This is a genomic window from Kribbella monticola (assembly GCF_003261635.1).
GTDB lineage: Bacteria > Actinomycetota > Actinomycetes > Propionibacteriales > Kribbellaceae > Kribbella > Kribbella monticola.
In genome coordinates this window covers 505,719-520,914 of sequence record NZ_QFXK01000031.1, presented here as the reverse complement: position 1 = coordinate 520,914, position 15,196 = coordinate 505,719, and the positions used below count along the sequence as shown (strand labels likewise).

Below are 15,196 nucleotides of genomic sequence, written 5' to 3'. Positions count from 1 at the left end.
ACGGCCGACCTGGCTGATCGGCCGAGTTCGGCGACAAGAGACACTGGTGACATGAGCCCGACCGAATCCGAGCCGACCCACGCGCAGTCCGGCATCGAGGAGAACGTTTCCCCGGAGCTGGCCGAGCAGGCCCGGGTTCGCGCCGAAGCCGCGGCGTACCGGGAGAAGGCCAACGCGGACCGGGCGAAGGCGCGGACGCTGACCAACATGTTCTGGGCGATGCTGGCCTGCCTGATCGTGGTCGCGTTCCTCGCGATCGTCACCTGGCGGCCGAAGCCGGAGCAGGTCCGTGCGGTCGAATACACAGCGCAACTGCAGGATGCCAAGAAGGTGGCGCCCTGGGTGCGCGGGCCGGATCCGATGCCGGCGGGCTGGACCGCCACCAGCGTCGAATTCCGGGCACCGGAGCAAAGCCCGATGACGTGGCATCTGGGCATTGTCACGAAGGAGAAGAAATATGTCGGGCTGGAACAGGCCGATGTCATCGGCAAGAATTTCCAGACCGACGAACTCGGCAAGACCTCCGACGACGGTACGTCGACCGTGGCCGGCGTGGTCTGGCAGCGGAAGACCTTGCTGGACAGGCACGATGAACATGCGCTTGTTCTGATCGGCTCCGGGGTGACCACGATCGTGACCGGAAATGCCGGCTATCCCGCCCTCGAAACGTTTGCGGCCACTTTGCGCTGATTCTGCCCGGTTGTGCACCGTTGACATAACGGGGCCCGGCGTTGTTCGATCGATGGATCGAATCGACGAAGGAGCCCGTCATGCTCACCCCCTCTTCCCGGCTCCGGGACTGAGGCGGCCGTGTTCGTCACCGGATTGCTGCTTGCTGCCGAGGGATCGCCGACGCTGGGCGTTCCCAAACAATTGCTGTCCTATCAGGGCGAGACACTGCTCGGCGCCTCGCTGGACACCGCCCGCAACTGCGGGTTCGACCAGTTGATCGTGACGCTGGGAGCCGCGTCCGAACAGGTCCGCGAACGCGTCGACCTGGACGGCGCGCGGGTGGTGGAGTCCCCGCACGCCGACACCGGTAGCTCGTCGATCGTGCCCGCGCTCGACGTGGTCGATCGGCGGACGGACGGTCTGGTGGTGATGCTCGGGGACCAGCCGGGCGTGACGTCTGCCGCGGTCTGGTCGCTGGTCGCCGAAGTGGCCACGCCCGTCGGGGTGAGCCGTTACGACAACGGCCGTGGCCACCCGTGCTTCTTCACCCGGGAGATGTTCGGCGAACTCCGCACCCTGCGGCGCGATCAGGACATCTGGAAACTGATCGACGAGGGTCCACGGCCGGTGACCGAAGTCGATGCCATCGGCAACGTTCCGCTCCGGGTCCAGAACTGGGACGATTACCGCAGCCTCGTCTCGCAGTACGAGCCCGGCGGCGTACCGCCCGCCATGCCCCCGATCCACGCCACCCGCAGCCGCCTCCACCGCCGCCGCCGACGCCGCGAAGGCACCGGCCACTAGGCGCTGCCGGTGATTCGCAAGCCCACCACGCCTGCGACGATCAAAGCGATGCAGGCGATTCTTGCCGGCGTGAGTTGTTCGTCGAACAGCAGTACGCCGAGTGTGACGACGCCGATCGAGCCGAGCCCGGTCCAGACCGCGTACGCCGTACCGACTGGCAGGCGGTCGAGTGTCCGGGACAGCAGCACGACCGAGATGACGCCGAAGACGAGGACGCCGGCCGTCGGCCAGAAGCGGCTGAACCCCTCGCTCGGTTTGAGGCTGAGCGCGAAGGCGATCTCGAAGACCGCCGCCGCGATCAGGACCAGCCAGGCCATCAGGCCGCCAGCGAACCGCGCAGGTGCCGCAAGGTGACCTTGGCGACCCGCTCGCCGAGGTAGGCGGCGGTCCGCAGATCCGTCTCCGGCGGAGCCTTCTCGGCGGACAGGTCGGCATCGGACTGGGCGGTCGCGCCGAGCCAGCTGCCGAGCCGGTTCAGGTCTTCGATGCTGGCGGTCGACTCGGCCCAACCTGGGTACAGGTCGAGGCCGACCCAGATCATGCCGTGCTGGGCCGCGAACACCGAGAAATCGACGAGCGTGTTCAGCTTGTCGCCGGCCATCGCCTTCGAGTTGGTGAACCCGGCCGCGAGCTTGTCGCGCCAGCCGAGGTCGGCGGCCCAGACCGTGACGCTGGCCTCCGCGAACGCCTTGAAGACGGCGCTCGGGCTGCCCATGTAGGTGGGCGCGCCGAAGATGATCGCGTCCGCTGCATCCAGCCGCGCCCACAGCTCGTCGGTCAGCTCGTCCAGCGCGACGAGGTCGGCGACAACGCCCGGTACTGCGGCTGCGCCGGCCGCGACGGCCTCGGCCTGCCTCGCGGTGTGCCCTCGGCCGGAGTGGTAGGCGATCGCGACGCGGGCGATTTCGGTACTCATGGTGTTTCCTCCAAGGTCTATAGCGGACTACAGTCCGTCTCATGAAGGACAGTACCGGACCACGGTCCGTTTCTCAATCGGGTCTGCCGCTGCTGGACGAGCCACGCCCGGAGCGGGCCGACGCGCGCCGCAACCGGCTGAAGGTCCTGGAGGCCGCGGAACGGCTTTTCGCCGAACAGGGCGTGAAGAACGTGTCCCTCGATGCGATCGCCGCAGCCGCCGGGGTCGGCAAGGGGACGGTGTTCCGGCGCTTCGGCGATCGCGCGGGGCTGGCGGTGGCGCTGCTGGACGAGCGCGAGGTGGAGCTCCAGGCGAAGATCCTGTCCGGTCCACCGCCGCTGGGCCCGGGCGCGCCCGCTGTCGAGCGTGTGACCGCGTTCCTCGACGCCTACCTGGAGCTCCTGGACCGCCACGTCGAACTGTTCATGGACAGCGAGAACGCCTCCGACGGCGCCCGCTACCGAATCGGCTCATACCGCCTCTGGCACCGCCACCTGGCGATCCTGGTGGCGGAGGCGCGGCCGGAGTTGGATGCGGACTACACGGCTCACTTCATCCTCGCCCCGCTGGCCGCCGATCTCCACGACGCCCTCCGCAGTGAAGGCTTCGACCTGGCGCGGATGCAGACCGGCCTCCGCGCTTCGGTGACCAGGTTGCTTGCTGACCAGCTGGCCTAGGTAGCTCGGCCGGCGCAATGGCCTAGGTGAGCGAGGCTGGGCCGAACCAGGTGGTGAGGGCGTCGCTCAGGCTGGAGCCGGTGGCATCGGCGTCGTCGCTGGCCCAGGCGACGTAGCCGTCCGGGCGGACGAGAACGGCGGCAGGCGTGGCGATGTCGCCGACACCTGGGACCTTCCACTGCTGGGTGTCTGCGGTGACGCAGTCGAGCCGATCCGTCCATCCGGTGACGGACGACGCCGGCGGTCCACCGAATGTCAGCAGCAAAGGGCGTCCGGTCCGCAGGAGTTCGCACACCCGGGTGGCCTCACCGGCAACGAGGAGGTCGGCGTCGGGGATGCGCCGGCCGGCCAGCGGGTGATCGCTCTTGACGTCGTACCGGATGTCGAGGGACGTGATCATCAGCCCGAGCTGTCGGCGTACGTCGGCGATGTCGAACAGCCCGGCAAAGGTCTCGCGCAGCGCCTCGGTGTGCGGGCCGGGCCGCGACAGCGCGGTCTGTGCTCGAGTGTTCTGCAGCACGCGGGCAGCCACCGGATGGCGTTCGGCCGCATAGGTGTCGAGGAGATCGTCGGAGGCCTCGCCGCGCAGTACGGTCGCGAGCTTCCAGCCGAGGTTGACGGCGTCCTGGACTCCCGTGTTCAGTCCCTGGCCGCCGGCGGGGTAGTGGATGTGGGCGGCATCGCCGGCCAGGAACACCCTGCCCTCGCGATAACGGTCGGCCTGACGTGCGGTGTCGCCGTACTGCGATACCCACCGCGGGCTGTGCATGCCGTAGTCGGTGCCGGCAACCTCGACGAAGGACTCGCGGAAAGCCTCGAAATCCGGCTCAGCGGCACGGTCGAGGACGCGGTCGTGTCGCTGCACCATCAACCGGTACCAGCCGGGCTGGAAGGCCATCACCGAGAAGTCACCAGGCCCCCGGCGTCGGGAGAAGACCGTGTCCGCCGGCGGATCGGCGAGCTCGACGTCGGCCAGCAGGCCGGTCATGGTCGCGTCGGTGCCGCTGAAGTCGATCCCGGCGAGCTTCCGTACTGCGCTGCGACCGCCGTCGCAGCCGACCAGAAACTCGCACCGGATCCGATCGCCGCCGCCGGTCTCGACCTCGACCCCCGTGGTGTCCTGGCGGAATCCGACCATCGGTGATCCCCAGCGCACCTTGGCTCCGAGGTCGGTGACGTAGTCGTCGAGCTCACGTTCGATCGCGGCCTGAACGATGCCGAGCGTGAACGGATAGCGGGTGGGGAAGTCGCTGAAGTCCAGGCGCAGGCCCGCGAAATGGCCTGCCTGGATCGCTCGGCCCTGTGGCAGCAGGCGCTCGAGCAGGCCGCGCTGGTCGAACAGCTCCATGGTCCGGGCGTGGATGCCGCCCGCGCGGGATTCGCCGCTCCGGCCCGGCAGGGCATCGAGCACGACCACCTCGATCCCGGCCAGCCGCAGCTCGCCGGCCAGCATCAGCCTGGTCGGTCCGGCGCCGGCGATGACCACCTGAGTTGTCTCCATGACGACTCCTTAACGGTGTTAGATTTTCTTTAACGATGTTAAGGAGAGCAGAACGTTGTTAAGGTGTCAAGGTGAGACCAGGAACAGGTGCGAAACTCGACGCCGGAATGATTGCCACCGCCGCGCTGGAGCTGCTCGACGAGTCCGGCGTCGACGGGCTGACGATGCGCAAGGTGGCCGCGGCGCTCGACGTCCAGGCGCCGGCGCTCTATTGGCACGTCAAGAACAAGCGGGAGCTGCTCGATGCCATGGCTCGGGCGTTGTTCGTCTCTGCCGTGCACGGACTCGAGGCGCCACGGCGCGAGACGGACTGGCAGGACTGGCTGGTGGAGTTGGCCGGCCGCCTGCGTTCCGCCCTGCTGCGTTACCGCGACGGCGCCCGCGTGATGGCCGGTACCAGCATCAGCGACGAGTCCCTGTGGCGCGTGACGGAACTGACCCTGCGCACGCTCGAGGACGCCGGCTTCTCGATCCGCGAGGCCGCTCGGGTGTTCCCGATCCTGCTGCACTACACGATCGGTTTCGTCATCGAGGAGCAGGCCAGGGCCGGCATCGAGTACCCCGATGGCAACCCGTACCGGCCCGACCTGCTGGCCGCGGAGATCGACAGCGAGCGCTATCCGCTGACGGTGCAGATGGTGGGCGACCTCTTCAGCACGGATCCGGACGAGGAGTTCAACCACGCCTTGCGCGTCATCCTGGCCGGAATCCGCGCCACCACCGGCATCTGAACCTGAAGAGCCCCGGAGTACGCCGTACGCGATGAGCTCCGACGGCAGCTACTCGCGGCGGGCTTGGCGGAGGACCGCGGTGAGGAGTACGGCCGCGCCGATGAGGCTGACGGGGGCCAGGTGCTCGTGGAGCGCGAGTACGCCGATGAGTGCGGCGAGGAGTGGTTCGATCAGGGCGATGACGGCGGCGGTGGACGCGCGGATCGCTCTGAGTCCGGTGTAGAAGAGGGCGTAAGCAAGTGCGGTCGGTACGAGACCGAAGTACGCGAGCAAAGGCCAGCTGGCCGGTGCCGCGGTGATTCCCTTTGTCATTGCCAACGGCAACAAGATGAGCGCGCCCGAGGTGAAGCCGAGCAAAGCGCTGGTGATGGGGTCTTGCTGGTCGCGATTGAGCAGGGTGGTGAGCGCGTAGCCGGCTCCCGAGAGGAGTGCGAAGGCGACGCCGGCGATCGACGTACCGCCGGGGCCTGCGCCATCGGAGACAAGAAGAGCCAGCCCGAGGACCGCGATCAACAACGAGGCGGTGATGCGCTCGCGAGCGCCCAGAGCAATGAAGAGGGGGCCGACGCCGAGTGAGATGACGGTGGCGACGGCGACGCCGACTCGTGGGATGGCGGCGAAGTACCCGAGTTGGCAGACAGCCAGTCCTAGACCGCTCAGGAGGTAGCGCAGCGGGTCGGCCGCGAACTGGTGTGCGATCCGGCCGCGGCGGAGCAGGCGGTTGGCGGCAGCCAGCCAGACGGCACCGCCGAGTAGGCGCCAGAAGGAGATCGCTGTCGAGTTCAGGCCGCTGCCTTGGAAGAGCAAGGCGCCGGTGGGCCCGCCAGTGCCCCAGGCGATTCCGGCCAGTGCCACGTACAGGAGACCGCGCGCCGACGACGGCGCGACGCGGTGATGCATCAGACACTCCAGGGTGTTCGCAGGAAGAGGTCGGGGCGTCTGCGAACAGCCCGAAGAAGCCCAGGTCAGAAACCTGGGCGCGCTGAGGTCGGCCGTCCGCTAAGCGGCGGCCGGGGGAGTGATGATCCGATGCACGTCCGCGACGCTAGCAACGCGTCGACTCAGCTGGCGAACCGTTTTTTCAGCGGCTCGTCCCTGCGGTTGGTACTAGGCCGGCAAATCGAGGGTCAGGCGTAGCTCGGGGAGGTTCGCGAGGCTGGAGGTGGTGCGTGCTGGTGTCTCGGTGAAGCCGTAGCGCTGATAGAACGCGCGGGCCCTGGTGTTGGCCTCAAGGACCCAGAGCCAGACCTCGGTGCAACCTTTGCCGCCGAGATCGGTGATCGCCGCGTCGGTCAGCAAGCGACCGGCGCCGGTGCCCCACCAATCCGGGTGGACGAACAGTGCGTAGAGCTCGCCGACGCCGGCTGGTCCCTCCCTGGCGGGGCCCACGCCTGAGTAGCCGACGATTCCGTCGGCCGCTGCCGCGACGTACAGGCGGGAACGGCCCGCGGTGATGCTTTCCGTCCACCCGGCCGCGATCTTCGCCGGGTCCATCGCATCGAGAAAGTCCTGTGGCACAAGGCCGGTGAACGCTCCGCGCCAACTGGCGACCCGAGCCACGGCCGCCGCATACAGGTCGGTGGGTTGGGCTGCGCGGACGGTCAGCATGGGGGCGCCGTCAGTCGGGTTTCTTTTCGGTGTGGGCGGCTTGGGCTTCGGCTAGGCGTTTGCGGGCGCCGTCCAGCCATTGCTGGCAGGTGGCGGCGAGTTCCTCGCCGCGTTCCCACAGGGCCAGGGATTCTTCCAGGGTGGTGCCGCCGGCTTCGAGTTTGCGGACCACCTCGACGAGTTCCTCGCGGGCCTGCTCGTAGGACATCTCGGGTCGATCGGCGGTCACTTGCTCTCCTCGGGGCTTGCGGTCACTTGCCATCTTGCTGCACTTCCACGTCGAACCGGCCGTCGCTGACCCGCGCGTTCAGCACATCACCGGGCGACACCTGCCCGACTTCCCGTACGGCGGTGCCGTCGGCCAGCTGGAGCACGGAGTACCCGCGCTCGAGGGTCGCCTTGGGCGACAGGGCTCGCACGCTCGCGAGCCGATGAGCCAGATCGTCTCCGGCCCGGTCGAGCCGGTGCGTCAAGGTCCGCCGGCTGCGGTCCAGCAAGGCAGCGATCTCGTCCGAACGGCGTTGCAGGTCGGTCGTGGGAGCGGCCAGCGACGGGCGGCTCCGGATCGCGGCGAGCGCGTGCGTCTCCCGATCGAGCCAGCCGGTGATCGCCCGGAGTCCACGCTCGCGGAGCAGCCGGACGCCGTCGAGCTCCTCGCGGACGTCGGGCACGATCCGCTTCGCCGCATCAGTCGGAGTCGAGGCGCGAAGGTCGGCGACCAGGTCGAGCAAGGGCGAATCCGGCTCGTGCCCGATCGCGCTGACCACCGGCGTACGGGCCTTGGACACCGCGCGGATGAGGCCTTCGTCTGAGAACGGCAGCAGGTCTTCGAGGGAGCCGCCGCCGCGGGCGATCACGATCACCTCGACCGCCTCGTCCGCGTCGAGCCGGCGCAGCGCGGTCATCACCTCGCCCGCCGCGGCCGGACCCTGGACCGACGCGTACTCGACGCGGAAGGCGACGGCAGGCCAGCGGCGCTTGGCGTTCTCCAGTACGTCGCGCTCGGCCGCCGAGTCGCGGCCGCAGACCAGGCCGATCGTGTGGGGCAGGAACGGCAACGGCTTCTTGCGGTACGCCGCGAAGAGGCCTTCGGCGGCGAGGAGTTGCTTCAGGCGCTCGATGCGGGCCAGCAGTTCGCCGATACCGACGTGGCGGATCTCGCTCACCGCCAGCGCGAGGGTTCCGCGGCGGGCGAAGAAGTTGGGCTTCGCGTTGACGAGCACTCGCGAGCCGTCCGTGACGGGCGGATCGACCGCTTCGAACACGCGCCGGTTGCAGGTGAAGCGCAGCGAGATGTCGGCGTCGGTGTCGCGCAGCGTGCCGAACACGGTGGTTGTACCGCGCCCGATCGAGACGTCCGTCAGCTGCCCCTCGACCCAGACGGCGCCGAGCTGGTTGATCCAACTGGCGATGCCGTTCGCAATCGTGCGAACGGCTGCCGGCGCATCCGGTGAAGTCTCCAAAGCCACCCCGCGACTCTACGGTGCCGCACCGACAGTCCAGGTCAGGCCTGTGGACAACGCGCCGCCGACCACCAAACACCAGTACTTTCTCCGATGTGCAGATGTGTCTGCCGGCTTCGAGGCAAATCGGGAGTTCGTTGTCGATGGTTTGGGGGAGCGATGCTTGAAAACCTTTTGCGTGGAAGGCATTCGGGACGCATTCTTGACGTAGTGGAACACCTCCTAGGGGAGCCGCCCGGACAGGGCGGGCGGCTCCTTTCTTGCTTTTGGCAAGGTTCCGCGCGGCGGGTGGGATCAGCCGATCGGTTGGTTGACAGAACCGGCTGGTCGGTTGATGCGCGCGGGGTAGGCGGTCGGCGACAGTTGGGGTATTCAGCGAGGAAGGACTCAGGTGAATACCACAACGGAGATCGACGGGCCGTCGACGCGGGCTGCGTTTCGGACGTTCAAAGGGCTGATCGGCGGCTATCTGGCGCTCAGCGTGCTGACCTTGGTGGCGGTTGCGCTGCTGCGGAACCACCATTCGATGGTGACGACACCGGTCTGGGTGCGGACCAGCATCGTGGTGGCGAGTTCGCTGCTGATGGCTGCGTTCGCGGCCCGGGCGGCGCGAGGGTCGGGGCGGGCTTTCCTGCGGCTGCGGTTGGTGTCGGCGATCATGGTGGTGGCGATCGTGGTGATCATCGCGATCCCCGGCAGCTTTCCGGCCTGGTTGAAGATCGAGCAGGGCGTCTGTGGCCTGCTGTTGATCGGCGTGGTGGTCGTTGTCAATGGCAAGCATCTGCGGTCGGTCTTCGCCGCCAGGTAATGTCGAACTGCCCGGCGCTGACCGAGGGAGGATGGCATGACGTCACCAGAGTCCGCTCGCGTGACGACTGTCAGGCCGCGGGTGTGGTCGCCGATGGTGACCGTGGTGCCGTATGTGTTGCTGGGGCTGCTCGCCGGTTTCACCGCGTTCGTCCGGTCCGGGCACGACCTGCGGGTCGATCTCGGCCTCAGCGCGCTGGCGGCTCTGTGGCTGCTGGGGATGTTCACCCTGCGCCCGGCCGCCCGGGAGCGAACGACGTCGATGGTGGTGTTCTTCGCCGGACTGCTCGCGATCTGGGCGGTTCTCGTGGTGCGGGCACCGTGGTTCGGATGCTTCGCACCGGCGGCATTCTTCCTCGTTTTCAGGGTGCTCCGGTGGCCATGGTTGATTCCCGGAGTGGCAGGGGCGGCGGCCGTTGCGGGGACAGCTCAGGCGGCCTCGGTCGACAAGAGCACCACCTTCGGACTCCTGGGGTACTTCGCCGTCCTCGCGGCCAACATCCTGCCGATGTGCGGATATGCCTGGTACGCCTGGCGCGGTGCCCGGCAGAACGACGTACGGGACCAGGCGCTGGCTGAGGTGAGTGAGGCGAACAGGCGGCTGGAGGCGACGCTGGCGGAGAACGCGGTACTGCATCAGCGCCTGCTCGACCAGGCTCGCGAGGCCGGCGTACTGGATGAGCGGCAGCGGATGGCGCGGGAGATTCATGACACGCTGGCGCAGGGGTTGACCGGGATCATCACGCAGTTGCAGGCGACGGAGGATGCGGATCGGGCAAGTTGGCACAAACATGTCGACGCGGCGACCCAGTTGGCGCGGGACAGCTTGCGGGAGGCGCGCCGGTCGGTGCATGCCTTGCGGCCGGAGCCGTTGAACCAAACGGGGCTCGAGGCGGAGCGGTTGAGCGAGGCCGTCGCCGGTGTTGCTGGGCGGTGGTCGAAGTTGCACGGAATCGAGGCAGAGGTGACAACAACCGGTACTACGCGGCCGTTGCCGGCCGACGCCGAGGTCGCCCTGCTTCGTACTGCGCAGGAAGCACTGGCCAATGTCGCCAAGCACGCGAAGGCGAGCCGGGTCGGCGTGACCCTGTCGTATCTGGAGGACGCGGTCGCGCTCGATGTTCGCGACGACGGTCAGGGAATCGGGCAACCATCAACCAGCGAAGGCGGTTTCGGCCTGGTGGCGATGCGGGAACGGATCGAGGCGCTGTCAGGAGATCTCCAGATCGAGTCCGAACCAGGAGCCGGTACGGCGATCTCCGCCCGCATCCCGATCACCGGAGCCGACAGATGAGCGAGCCGATCAAGCTGCTGGTGGTCGATGATCACCCGGTCGTGCGTGACGGGCTGAGTGGGATGTTTGCGCGCGATCCTGGGTTCGAGGTGCTGGGGGAGGCGGCGGACGGGGCCGAGGCGGTCGAGTTGGCGGTGGCGCTGCGGCCCGATGTGATTCTGATGGACCTGCGGATGCCGGGGATGGATGGCCTGGCGGCGATCAAGGAACTGGCTGCGCGAGGTGTGCCGGCCAAGATCCTGGTGCTGACGACGTACGACACGGACAGTTACGTAGTACCGGCGATCGAGGCGGGTGCGACCGGATACCTGCTCAAGGACGCGCCGCGCGCCGAGCTGCTGCGCGCCGTACGGGCTGCTGCCCAGGGGCAGTCGGTGCTGTCGCCGTCGGTGGCGACGCGGTTGATGACCCGCGTCCGGACGCCGGAGGCCGGTCCGCTCAGCCAGCGCGAACTCGAAGTACTCGAGCTCGTCGCCGCCGGAAACACCAACCGCGAGCTCGCCGCCAAGCTGTTCATCAGCGAGGCGACGGTCAAGAGCCACCTGCTCAACATCTACGCGAAACTGGGCGTGAGCGACCGGGCCGCAGCCGTCGCCGAGGCGTTCAAGCGGCGGCTCCTGACGCCTGGCGGCGCTGACGCGGAGTAGCCGTGAGATGGGCCACGCCCGTCGGGTGGTTCGCTCGAGGCCCGTACGATGGGGGTCGTGACTGCCCAACCTGAGACCACTGGTACCTCGACCGCGTTGAAGACCAAGCGGGTGCTGCTCGCAGCGCCGCGGGGGTACTGCGCGGGCGTCGACCGGGCCGTGGTGGCGGTCGAGAAGGCGCTCGATCTGTACGGACCGCCGGTGTACGTGCGCAAGGAGATCGTGCACAACAAGCACGTCGTCCAGACCCTGCAGGCACGCGGTGCGATCTTCGTGGACGAGACCGACGAGGTGCCCGAGGGGCAGACGGTGATCTTCTCCGCCCACGGCGTCGCCCCGGTGGTCCACGAGGAGGCCGCCGCGCGGCAGCTCAAGACGATCGACGCCACCTGCCCGCTGGTCACCAAGGTGCATCACGAGGCGAAGCGGTTCGCCGCCGTCGACTACGACATCTTGCTGATCGGTCACGAGGGTCACGAAGAGGTGATCGGGACCAGCGGCGAGGCGCCGGAGCACATCCACCTGGTCGACGGACCGAGCGACGTACCGAACGTCGTCGTCCGGGATCCGGAGAAGGTCGTCTGGCTGTCCCAGACCACGCTGTCGGTGGACGAGACGATGGAGACCGTACGCCGGTTGCGCGAGCGGTTCCCGAAGTTGCAGGACCCGCCCAGCGACGACATCTGCTACGCCACCCAGAACCGTCAGGCGGCGGTGAAGAAGCTCGCCCCCGAGGCGGACCTGATGATCGTGGTCGGCTCACGCAACTCGTCGAACTCGGTCCGCCTGGTCGAGGTCGCCGTCGAGCACGGCGCCAAGGCGGGCTACCTGGTCGACTACGCCGCCGAGATCGACGAGGCGTGGCTCGAAGGGGTCGACTCGGTCGGCGTCACCAGCGGCGCTAGCGTGCCGGAGCTCCTGGTCCGCGATGTACTCAGCTGGCTGGCCGAGCGCGGATATGCCGAGGTCCAGGAGGTCACCACCGCGGAGGAGAGCCTGGTCTTCTCCCTCCCCCGCGAACTCCGCACCGATCTCAAAGCCGCGGGAATGGCCACGACCGGAACGTCGGACCACGCCTGACCAGTACCACGGCTTCTACAACTTCCTCTCCTAGGGCTTCGGCGAGGCCGGGTCGAAGACGGTGATGTCCCACGCCCGGGCGAACTTCACCGGCCCCGAAGGCGTGCAGTAGGTGACCCGGTAAGCGAACTGGTAGCTGCCGGCTTTGGCGTACTTGTGCGTCATCGGCCGGACCCCCTGGCCGGTGACCTTCTTCATCGTCGCAGGCTGATCCGGCTGCGGGCAGAACATCCCGCCGTACTTGTCCTCCTCGACATGCGTGCCGTCGCCCCACCAGTACTCGGAGTACAGCAGGTTGTCGTGAAACTTGCTGCTGGTGACACTGCCGCCCTCCTCGAAGACCGGTGCCAGCACGCTGCCAGTGGCGGTGATGTTGATTCGCCCGGTCAGACCGTCGGTCGAGGTCGTGAAGCTGAAGTTCAGCTGGTAGGGGCCGGGTGGGGCCGCGAGGCCGGTCTTGTCCGGGGACGACGACTGAGTGGTCGGGGACGACGGGTCGCCGGAGGGCTTGTCTGCGGAGTTCTGCACCGGCGGCAACGTGTTGACCGAGCCGGCGATCGTCGTCCTGGTGATCGGACTGCTCGGCTTGATCGTCGGCGGCCCGGTGACGATCGGCGTCGGGCCGGGGGTGTTGGTGGCCGGGGCGGGGGCCGAGTTGAGGCCGGTCAGGTTGCCGGCGGCAATCGCGGCGGCCACGACGGCGGCGGTGGCGAGGATGCCGGCCGTCGCCCTGCGGCGGCGCTTGACGATTCGGACACGTTCGAAGACGCCTTCACTCGGTACGCCGGTCGGCGGCGGCGCATCGGCCACCAGTTGCTCGAACTTGTGCTTGAGCTCGTCGGTCATGGCTCAGCCCTCCTTTCGGGTGGACGCGGTCGACGGCAGGTCGGTCAGGAGGTGGTGCTCCCGCAGCCGGGCCAGGCCGCGGGAGATGTGGCTCTTGACCGTGCTGCTGGAGCAGCCCATGATCTGTGCGACCTCCGCATCGGGCAGATCTTCGAAGTACCGCAGTACGAGTGCGGCCCTGGTCCGTCTGGGCAGCTCGGCCAGCGCCCGGAGCAGTTGGTCGCGGTCGTCGACCACGCCGTACTGCGAGGGAGCCGCCGGCGGCTCAGGCAGCACCTCGGTGGGCGCTTCACCCCTCCACTTGCGCCGCCACCACTGGATGTTGGTGTTGACCATCACCGTGCGGGTATAGCTCTCCAGCGCGGCCGCGCTGCGCAGGGACTTGCGCTTGAACCACACCTTGGTCAGGGACGTCTGGACCAGGTCCTCGGCCAAGTGCCACTCACCGGTGAGCAGGTAGCCGAACCGCCGCAGAGCGGTGAACCGCCCGTCGACGAAGCTCGCAAACTCCTTGTCCAGCCCTGGATCCATTGTCGTCCCTACCCCCAGTAGTCCTGCCGCGGTCACCTACTCCGATGAGCCTGGCCACCGGAAAGGTTGAGTCGCGGCCGGAGATTCATGGTGACAGGCTCTTGCCCAGGTAACCGCGAGCGACCATGGTGACCCACTGGTAGACGGCGTCCTCGGCCGGGGCGAGCGGACCCGGCCGGAAGTGTGGGGACTCGGCGCCGCGCTGGACGGACTCGCAGGCGGCCCAGTCCTCGCGGTTGGTGACGTCCCAGAACTCGACGGCGTACGACGGATCGGTCACCTCCGCCGGGAAGTACCAGGAGCACTCGATCCCGGTCAGCCCGGGTGCGCGCGGCTCCAGCCGGTGCGTCATTACGTAGTCCGGGTGCAGCGAGATCAGCAGGTTCGGGAAGAGGCCCAGGTAGTTGACGGTCCGTGGATCCACACCTGGCAGCGGGATCCCGAGCGATCGCCCGTCGAGCGACATCGTCTCGACTCCTGGTCTGAGGTCCATCAGTCCGCCGACCCAGGCGCCGGGGAGGTTCCAGTTGTCGCCAGAGTTCGGTGGCGATACCTTGCAGAGCTCAGGGTGGATCAACGGGCAGTGGTAGCACTCGTGGTAGTTCTCCACGATCGTCTTCCAGTTGGAGGCCACTTCGTAGCTGTGCCGAGCCTTCAACGTCAACTGTTCCGGCTGGTACGGCGCGACCAGGCTGGTGATTCCGCCGAGGTGCTCCGTGAACGCGGGCGCCGTACCAAGGGCGTTGACGAAGTACCAGCCTTGCCACACCTCACTCGGAAGCTCCACCAGGTTGTACGGCGTGGGGTCGAACGACTCGCCCATCCGCGGTGCCGCCTTCACCGCGCCGCCCAACTCGTACGACCAGCCGTGGTACGGACAGACGACCGCATGATGGCGACCTGATTCGCCTTGCTGCAGGAGCTCGTGGCCGCGATGGCGGCAGGTGTTCGCAAAGGCGCGCGGGCGGTCGCCGAAGGTGAGAAGCACCTGCACGTCGCCGACGACGGTCGCGCGATGCGTCGTACCGGCCGCCAGTTCGTCGACGCGACCTAGGCAGGTCCAGTGCGCTGCGAAGAAGTTTCGCCGCTCCCAGGCCAGTACCGCGGGGTCCGTGTAGGCCGCCTGAGGGAGCATGACGGACTCGCCGTGGGGGCGGAGTGTTGCCGCCAGCGCGACGGGATCGACCGGTGCGTTCGCCATTCGCCCACTATCGGCTGTGCCTGACGTAGAAGTCGAGGACGTGATCCCAGCCGTCCCAGGGGGTGTGAGTGAGCTCGACCTCGGTGCCTGCGGCAACGTGGCGGAATCTGACCGTGACGTGGCCGGCTCGCTTCGGATCGCTGCCCGGGTGCCAGGTAAAGCTCACCTCGAGGGGCGGATCCCAGTCAGACACGGTGCCCCAATAGCCGACAGGGCCCTGTACGCCGTACTCCACGATCCGGCCGCCGACAGCGCCCTCGAACCGTACGCCGGTTGCTTCGTGCTTGCCGACCGAGTGAGTCGAGAGCGGCCACCAGGTGGACATGCCGCTGGTGAACAGCTCGAACGCCTGCCCGGGTGGCAGAGGCACCAGCACAGTCGTCACTCGCCCATCGTCCCCCCTCGGCAGAGCGATGAG

At 68.0% G+C, this 15,196-nt stretch carries 19 protein-coding genes; 8 read left to right on the top strand and 11 right to left on the bottom strand.

Annotated elements, in window-relative coordinates:
- Positions 1-51: 51 nt before the first annotated feature.
- Positions 52-690 (top strand): DUF4245 domain-containing protein, encoded by a 639-nt coding sequence (locus DIZ26_RS21900; protein WP_112244341.1) that lies wholly within the window; start codon positions 52-54, stop codon positions 688-690.
- Between the two features lie 120 nt (positions 691-810).
- Positions 811-1,476: a nucleotidyltransferase family protein gene (locus tag DIZ26_RS21895; RefSeq protein WP_112244339.1), complete on the top strand. Its 666-nt coding sequence runs from the start codon at positions 811-813 to the stop codon at positions 1,474-1,476.
- Here DIZ26_RS21895 and DIZ26_RS21890 read toward each other — a convergent pair.
- A complete protein-coding gene (locus DIZ26_RS21890) occupies positions 1,473-1,793 on the bottom strand; it encodes a DMT family transporter (protein ID WP_112244337.1) in 321 nt (106 codons plus the stop codon). The two genes, DIZ26_RS21895 and DIZ26_RS21890, sit on opposite strands and share 4 nt — an antisense overlap.
- The gene (locus tag DIZ26_RS21885) at positions 1,793-2,392 is read right to left on the bottom strand and encodes a flavodoxin family protein (protein WP_112244335.1); all 600 of its coding nucleotides are present in this window, start codon (positions 2,390-2,392) and stop codon (positions 1,793-1,795) included. The genes DIZ26_RS21890 and DIZ26_RS21885 overlap by 1 nt, the downstream gene beginning before the upstream one ends.
- A 41-nt stretch (positions 2,393-2,433) precedes the next feature.
- Here DIZ26_RS21885 and DIZ26_RS21880 point away from each other — a divergent pair, with 41 nt between their 5' ends.
- Positions 2,434-3,069 (top strand): TetR/AcrR family transcriptional regulator, encoded by a 636-nt coding sequence (locus DIZ26_RS21880; protein ID WP_112244333.1) that lies wholly within the window; start codon positions 2,434-2,436, stop codon positions 3,067-3,069.
- A 22-nt stretch (positions 3,070-3,091) separates the two neighbouring features.
- Here the strand turns inward: DIZ26_RS21880 and DIZ26_RS21875 are convergent, their stop codons facing one another.
- Entirely contained in the window at positions 3,092-4,570 is a 1,479-nt protein-coding gene (locus DIZ26_RS21875) for an FAD-dependent monooxygenase (RefSeq protein ID WP_112244331.1), read from the bottom strand.
- A gap of 71 nt (positions 4,571-4,641) precedes the next feature.
- On the opposite strand from DIZ26_RS21875, the gene DIZ26_RS21870 reads away from it, so the two are divergent.
- A complete protein-coding gene (locus DIZ26_RS21870) occupies positions 4,642-5,301 on the top strand; it encodes a TetR/AcrR family transcriptional regulator C-terminal domain-containing protein (RefSeq protein ID WP_198676208.1) in 660 nt (219 codons plus the stop codon).
- A gap of 48 nt (positions 5,302-5,349) precedes the next feature.
- Here the strand turns inward: DIZ26_RS21870 and DIZ26_RS21865 are convergent, their stop codons facing one another.
- The 4 genes from DIZ26_RS21865 to xseA form a co-directional block, all read right to left on the bottom strand.
- Positions 5,350-6,201 (bottom strand): EamA family transporter, encoded by an 852-nt coding sequence (locus DIZ26_RS21865; RefSeq protein ID WP_112244327.1) that lies wholly within the window; start codon positions 6,199-6,201, stop codon positions 5,350-5,352.
- Between the two features lie 207 nt (positions 6,202-6,408).
- Complete coding sequence (locus DIZ26_RS21860; protein ID WP_112244325.1) at positions 6,409-6,909, bottom strand: GNAT family N-acetyltransferase; 501 nt, start codon at positions 6,907-6,909, stop codon at positions 6,409-6,411.
- Positions 6,910-6,919: 10 nt separating this feature from the next.
- Complete coding sequence (locus DIZ26_RS21855; RefSeq protein WP_112244323.1) at positions 6,920-7,171, bottom strand: exodeoxyribonuclease VII small subunit; 252 nt, start codon at positions 7,169-7,171, stop codon at positions 6,920-6,922.
- Positions 7,161-8,378 (bottom strand): exodeoxyribonuclease VII large subunit, encoded by a 1,218-nt coding sequence (xseA, locus tag DIZ26_RS21850; protein WP_112244321.1) that lies wholly within the window; start codon positions 8,376-8,378, stop codon positions 7,161-7,163. The genes DIZ26_RS21855 and xseA overlap by 11 nt, the downstream gene beginning before the upstream one ends.
- Positions 8,379-8,763: 385 nt before the next feature.
- Here xseA and DIZ26_RS21845 point away from each other — a divergent pair, with 385 nt between their 5' ends.
- Genes DIZ26_RS21845 through DIZ26_RS21830 form a run of 4 tightly spaced genes read left to right on the top strand, consistent with a single transcriptional unit; the run spans position 8,764 to position 12,200 of the window.
- Entirely contained in the window at positions 8,764-9,180 is a 417-nt protein-coding gene (locus DIZ26_RS21845) for a hypothetical protein (RefSeq protein ID WP_198676207.1), read from the top strand.
- A 36-nt stretch (positions 9,181-9,216) separates the two neighbouring features.
- The gene (locus tag DIZ26_RS21840; protein WP_198676206.1) at positions 9,217-10,473 is read left to right on the top strand and encodes a sensor histidine kinase; all 1,257 of its coding nucleotides are present in this window, start codon (positions 9,217-9,219) and stop codon (positions 10,471-10,473) included.
- On the top strand, positions 10,470-11,120 hold the full coding sequence (locus DIZ26_RS21835) for a response regulator (RefSeq protein WP_112244319.1): 651 nt from the start codon (positions 10,470-10,472) through the stop codon (positions 11,118-11,120). Before DIZ26_RS21840 ends, DIZ26_RS21835 begins: the two co-directional genes overlap by 4 nt.
- Positions 11,121-11,168: 48 nt before the next feature.
- Complete coding sequence (locus DIZ26_RS21830; RefSeq protein ID WP_112244317.1) at positions 11,169-12,200, top strand: 4-hydroxy-3-methylbut-2-enyl diphosphate reductase; 1,032 nt, start codon at positions 11,169-11,171, stop codon at positions 12,198-12,200.
- A 30-nt stretch (positions 12,201-12,230) separates the two neighbouring features.
- On the opposite strand, the gene DIZ26_RS21825 is transcribed toward DIZ26_RS21830, so the two are convergent.
- From DIZ26_RS21825 to DIZ26_RS21810, 4 genes are all read right to left on the bottom strand, one after another.
- On the bottom strand, positions 12,231-13,046 hold the full coding sequence (locus tag DIZ26_RS21825; protein ID WP_112244315.1) for a hypothetical protein: 816 nt from the start codon (positions 13,044-13,046) through the stop codon (positions 12,231-12,233).
- 3 nt (positions 13,047-13,049) lie between these two features.
- Positions 13,050-13,577 (bottom strand): SigE family RNA polymerase sigma factor, encoded by a 528-nt coding sequence (locus DIZ26_RS21820; RefSeq protein ID WP_112244313.1) that lies wholly within the window; start codon positions 13,575-13,577, stop codon positions 13,050-13,052.
- An 85-nt stretch (positions 13,578-13,662) separates the two neighbouring features.
- Positions 13,663-14,778, bottom strand: coding sequence for an aromatic ring-hydroxylating oxygenase subunit alpha (locus tag DIZ26_RS21815; protein ID WP_112244311.1), 1,116 nt, complete (start codon positions 14,776-14,778; stop codon positions 13,663-13,665).
- 7 nt (positions 14,779-14,785) lie between these two features.
- Positions 14,786-15,163 (bottom strand): SRPBCC domain-containing protein, encoded by a 378-nt coding sequence (locus DIZ26_RS21810; protein ID WP_232828504.1) that lies wholly within the window; start codon positions 15,161-15,163, stop codon positions 14,786-14,788.
- Positions 15,164-15,196 lie beyond the last annotated feature (33 nt).

Bases quoted from the DNA above. Each gene is read 5' to 3' on its own strand.
- DIZ26_RS21900 (WP_112244341.1), top strand. From the start codon at position 52: ATGAGCCCGACCGAATCCGAGCCGACCCACGCGCAGTCCGGCATCGAG.
- DIZ26_RS21890 (WP_112244337.1), bottom strand. From the start codon at position 1,793: ATGGCCTGGCTGGTCCTGATCGCGGCGGCGGTCTTCGAGATCGCCTTC.
- DIZ26_RS21885 (WP_112244335.1), bottom strand. From the start codon at position 2,392: ATGAGTACCGAAATCGCCCGCGTCGCGATCGCCTACCACTCCGGCCGA.
- DIZ26_RS21880 (WP_112244333.1), top strand. From the start codon at position 2,434: ATGAAGGACAGTACCGGACCACGGTCCGTTTCTCAATCGGGTCTGCCG.
- DIZ26_RS21875 (WP_112244331.1), bottom strand. From the start codon at position 4,570: ATGGAGACAACTCAGGTGGTCATCGCCGGCGCCGGACCGACCAGGCTG.
- DIZ26_RS21865 (WP_112244327.1), bottom strand. From the start codon at position 6,201: ATGCATCACCGCGTCGCGCCGTCGTCGGCGCGCGGTCTCCTGTACGTG.
- DIZ26_RS21860 (WP_112244325.1), bottom strand. From the start codon at position 6,909: ATGCTGACCGTCCGCGCAGCCCAACCCACCGACCTGTATGCGGCGGCC.
- DIZ26_RS21855 (WP_112244323.1), bottom strand. From the start codon at position 7,171: ATGGCAAGTGACCGCAAGCCCCGAGGAGAGCAAGTGACCGCCGATCGA.
- DIZ26_RS21840 (WP_198676206.1), top strand. From the start codon at position 9,217: ATGACGTCACCAGAGTCCGCTCGCGTGACGACTGTCAGGCCGCGGGTG.
- DIZ26_RS21835 (WP_112244319.1), top strand. From the start codon at position 10,470: ATGAGCGAGCCGATCAAGCTGCTGGTGGTCGATGATCACCCGGTCGTG.
- DIZ26_RS21830 (WP_112244317.1), top strand. From the start codon at position 11,169: ATGGGGGTCGTGACTGCCCAACCTGAGACCACTGGTACCTCGACCGCG.
- DIZ26_RS21825 (WP_112244315.1), bottom strand. From the start codon at position 13,046: ATGACCGACGAGCTCAAGCACAAGTTCGAGCAACTGGTGGCCGATGCG.
- DIZ26_RS21820 (WP_112244313.1), bottom strand. From the start codon at position 13,577: ATGGATCCAGGGCTGGACAAGGAGTTTGCGAGCTTCGTCGACGGGCGG.
- DIZ26_RS21815 (WP_112244311.1), bottom strand. From the start codon at position 14,778: ATGGCGAACGCACCGGTCGATCCCGTCGCGCTGGCGGCAACACTCCGC.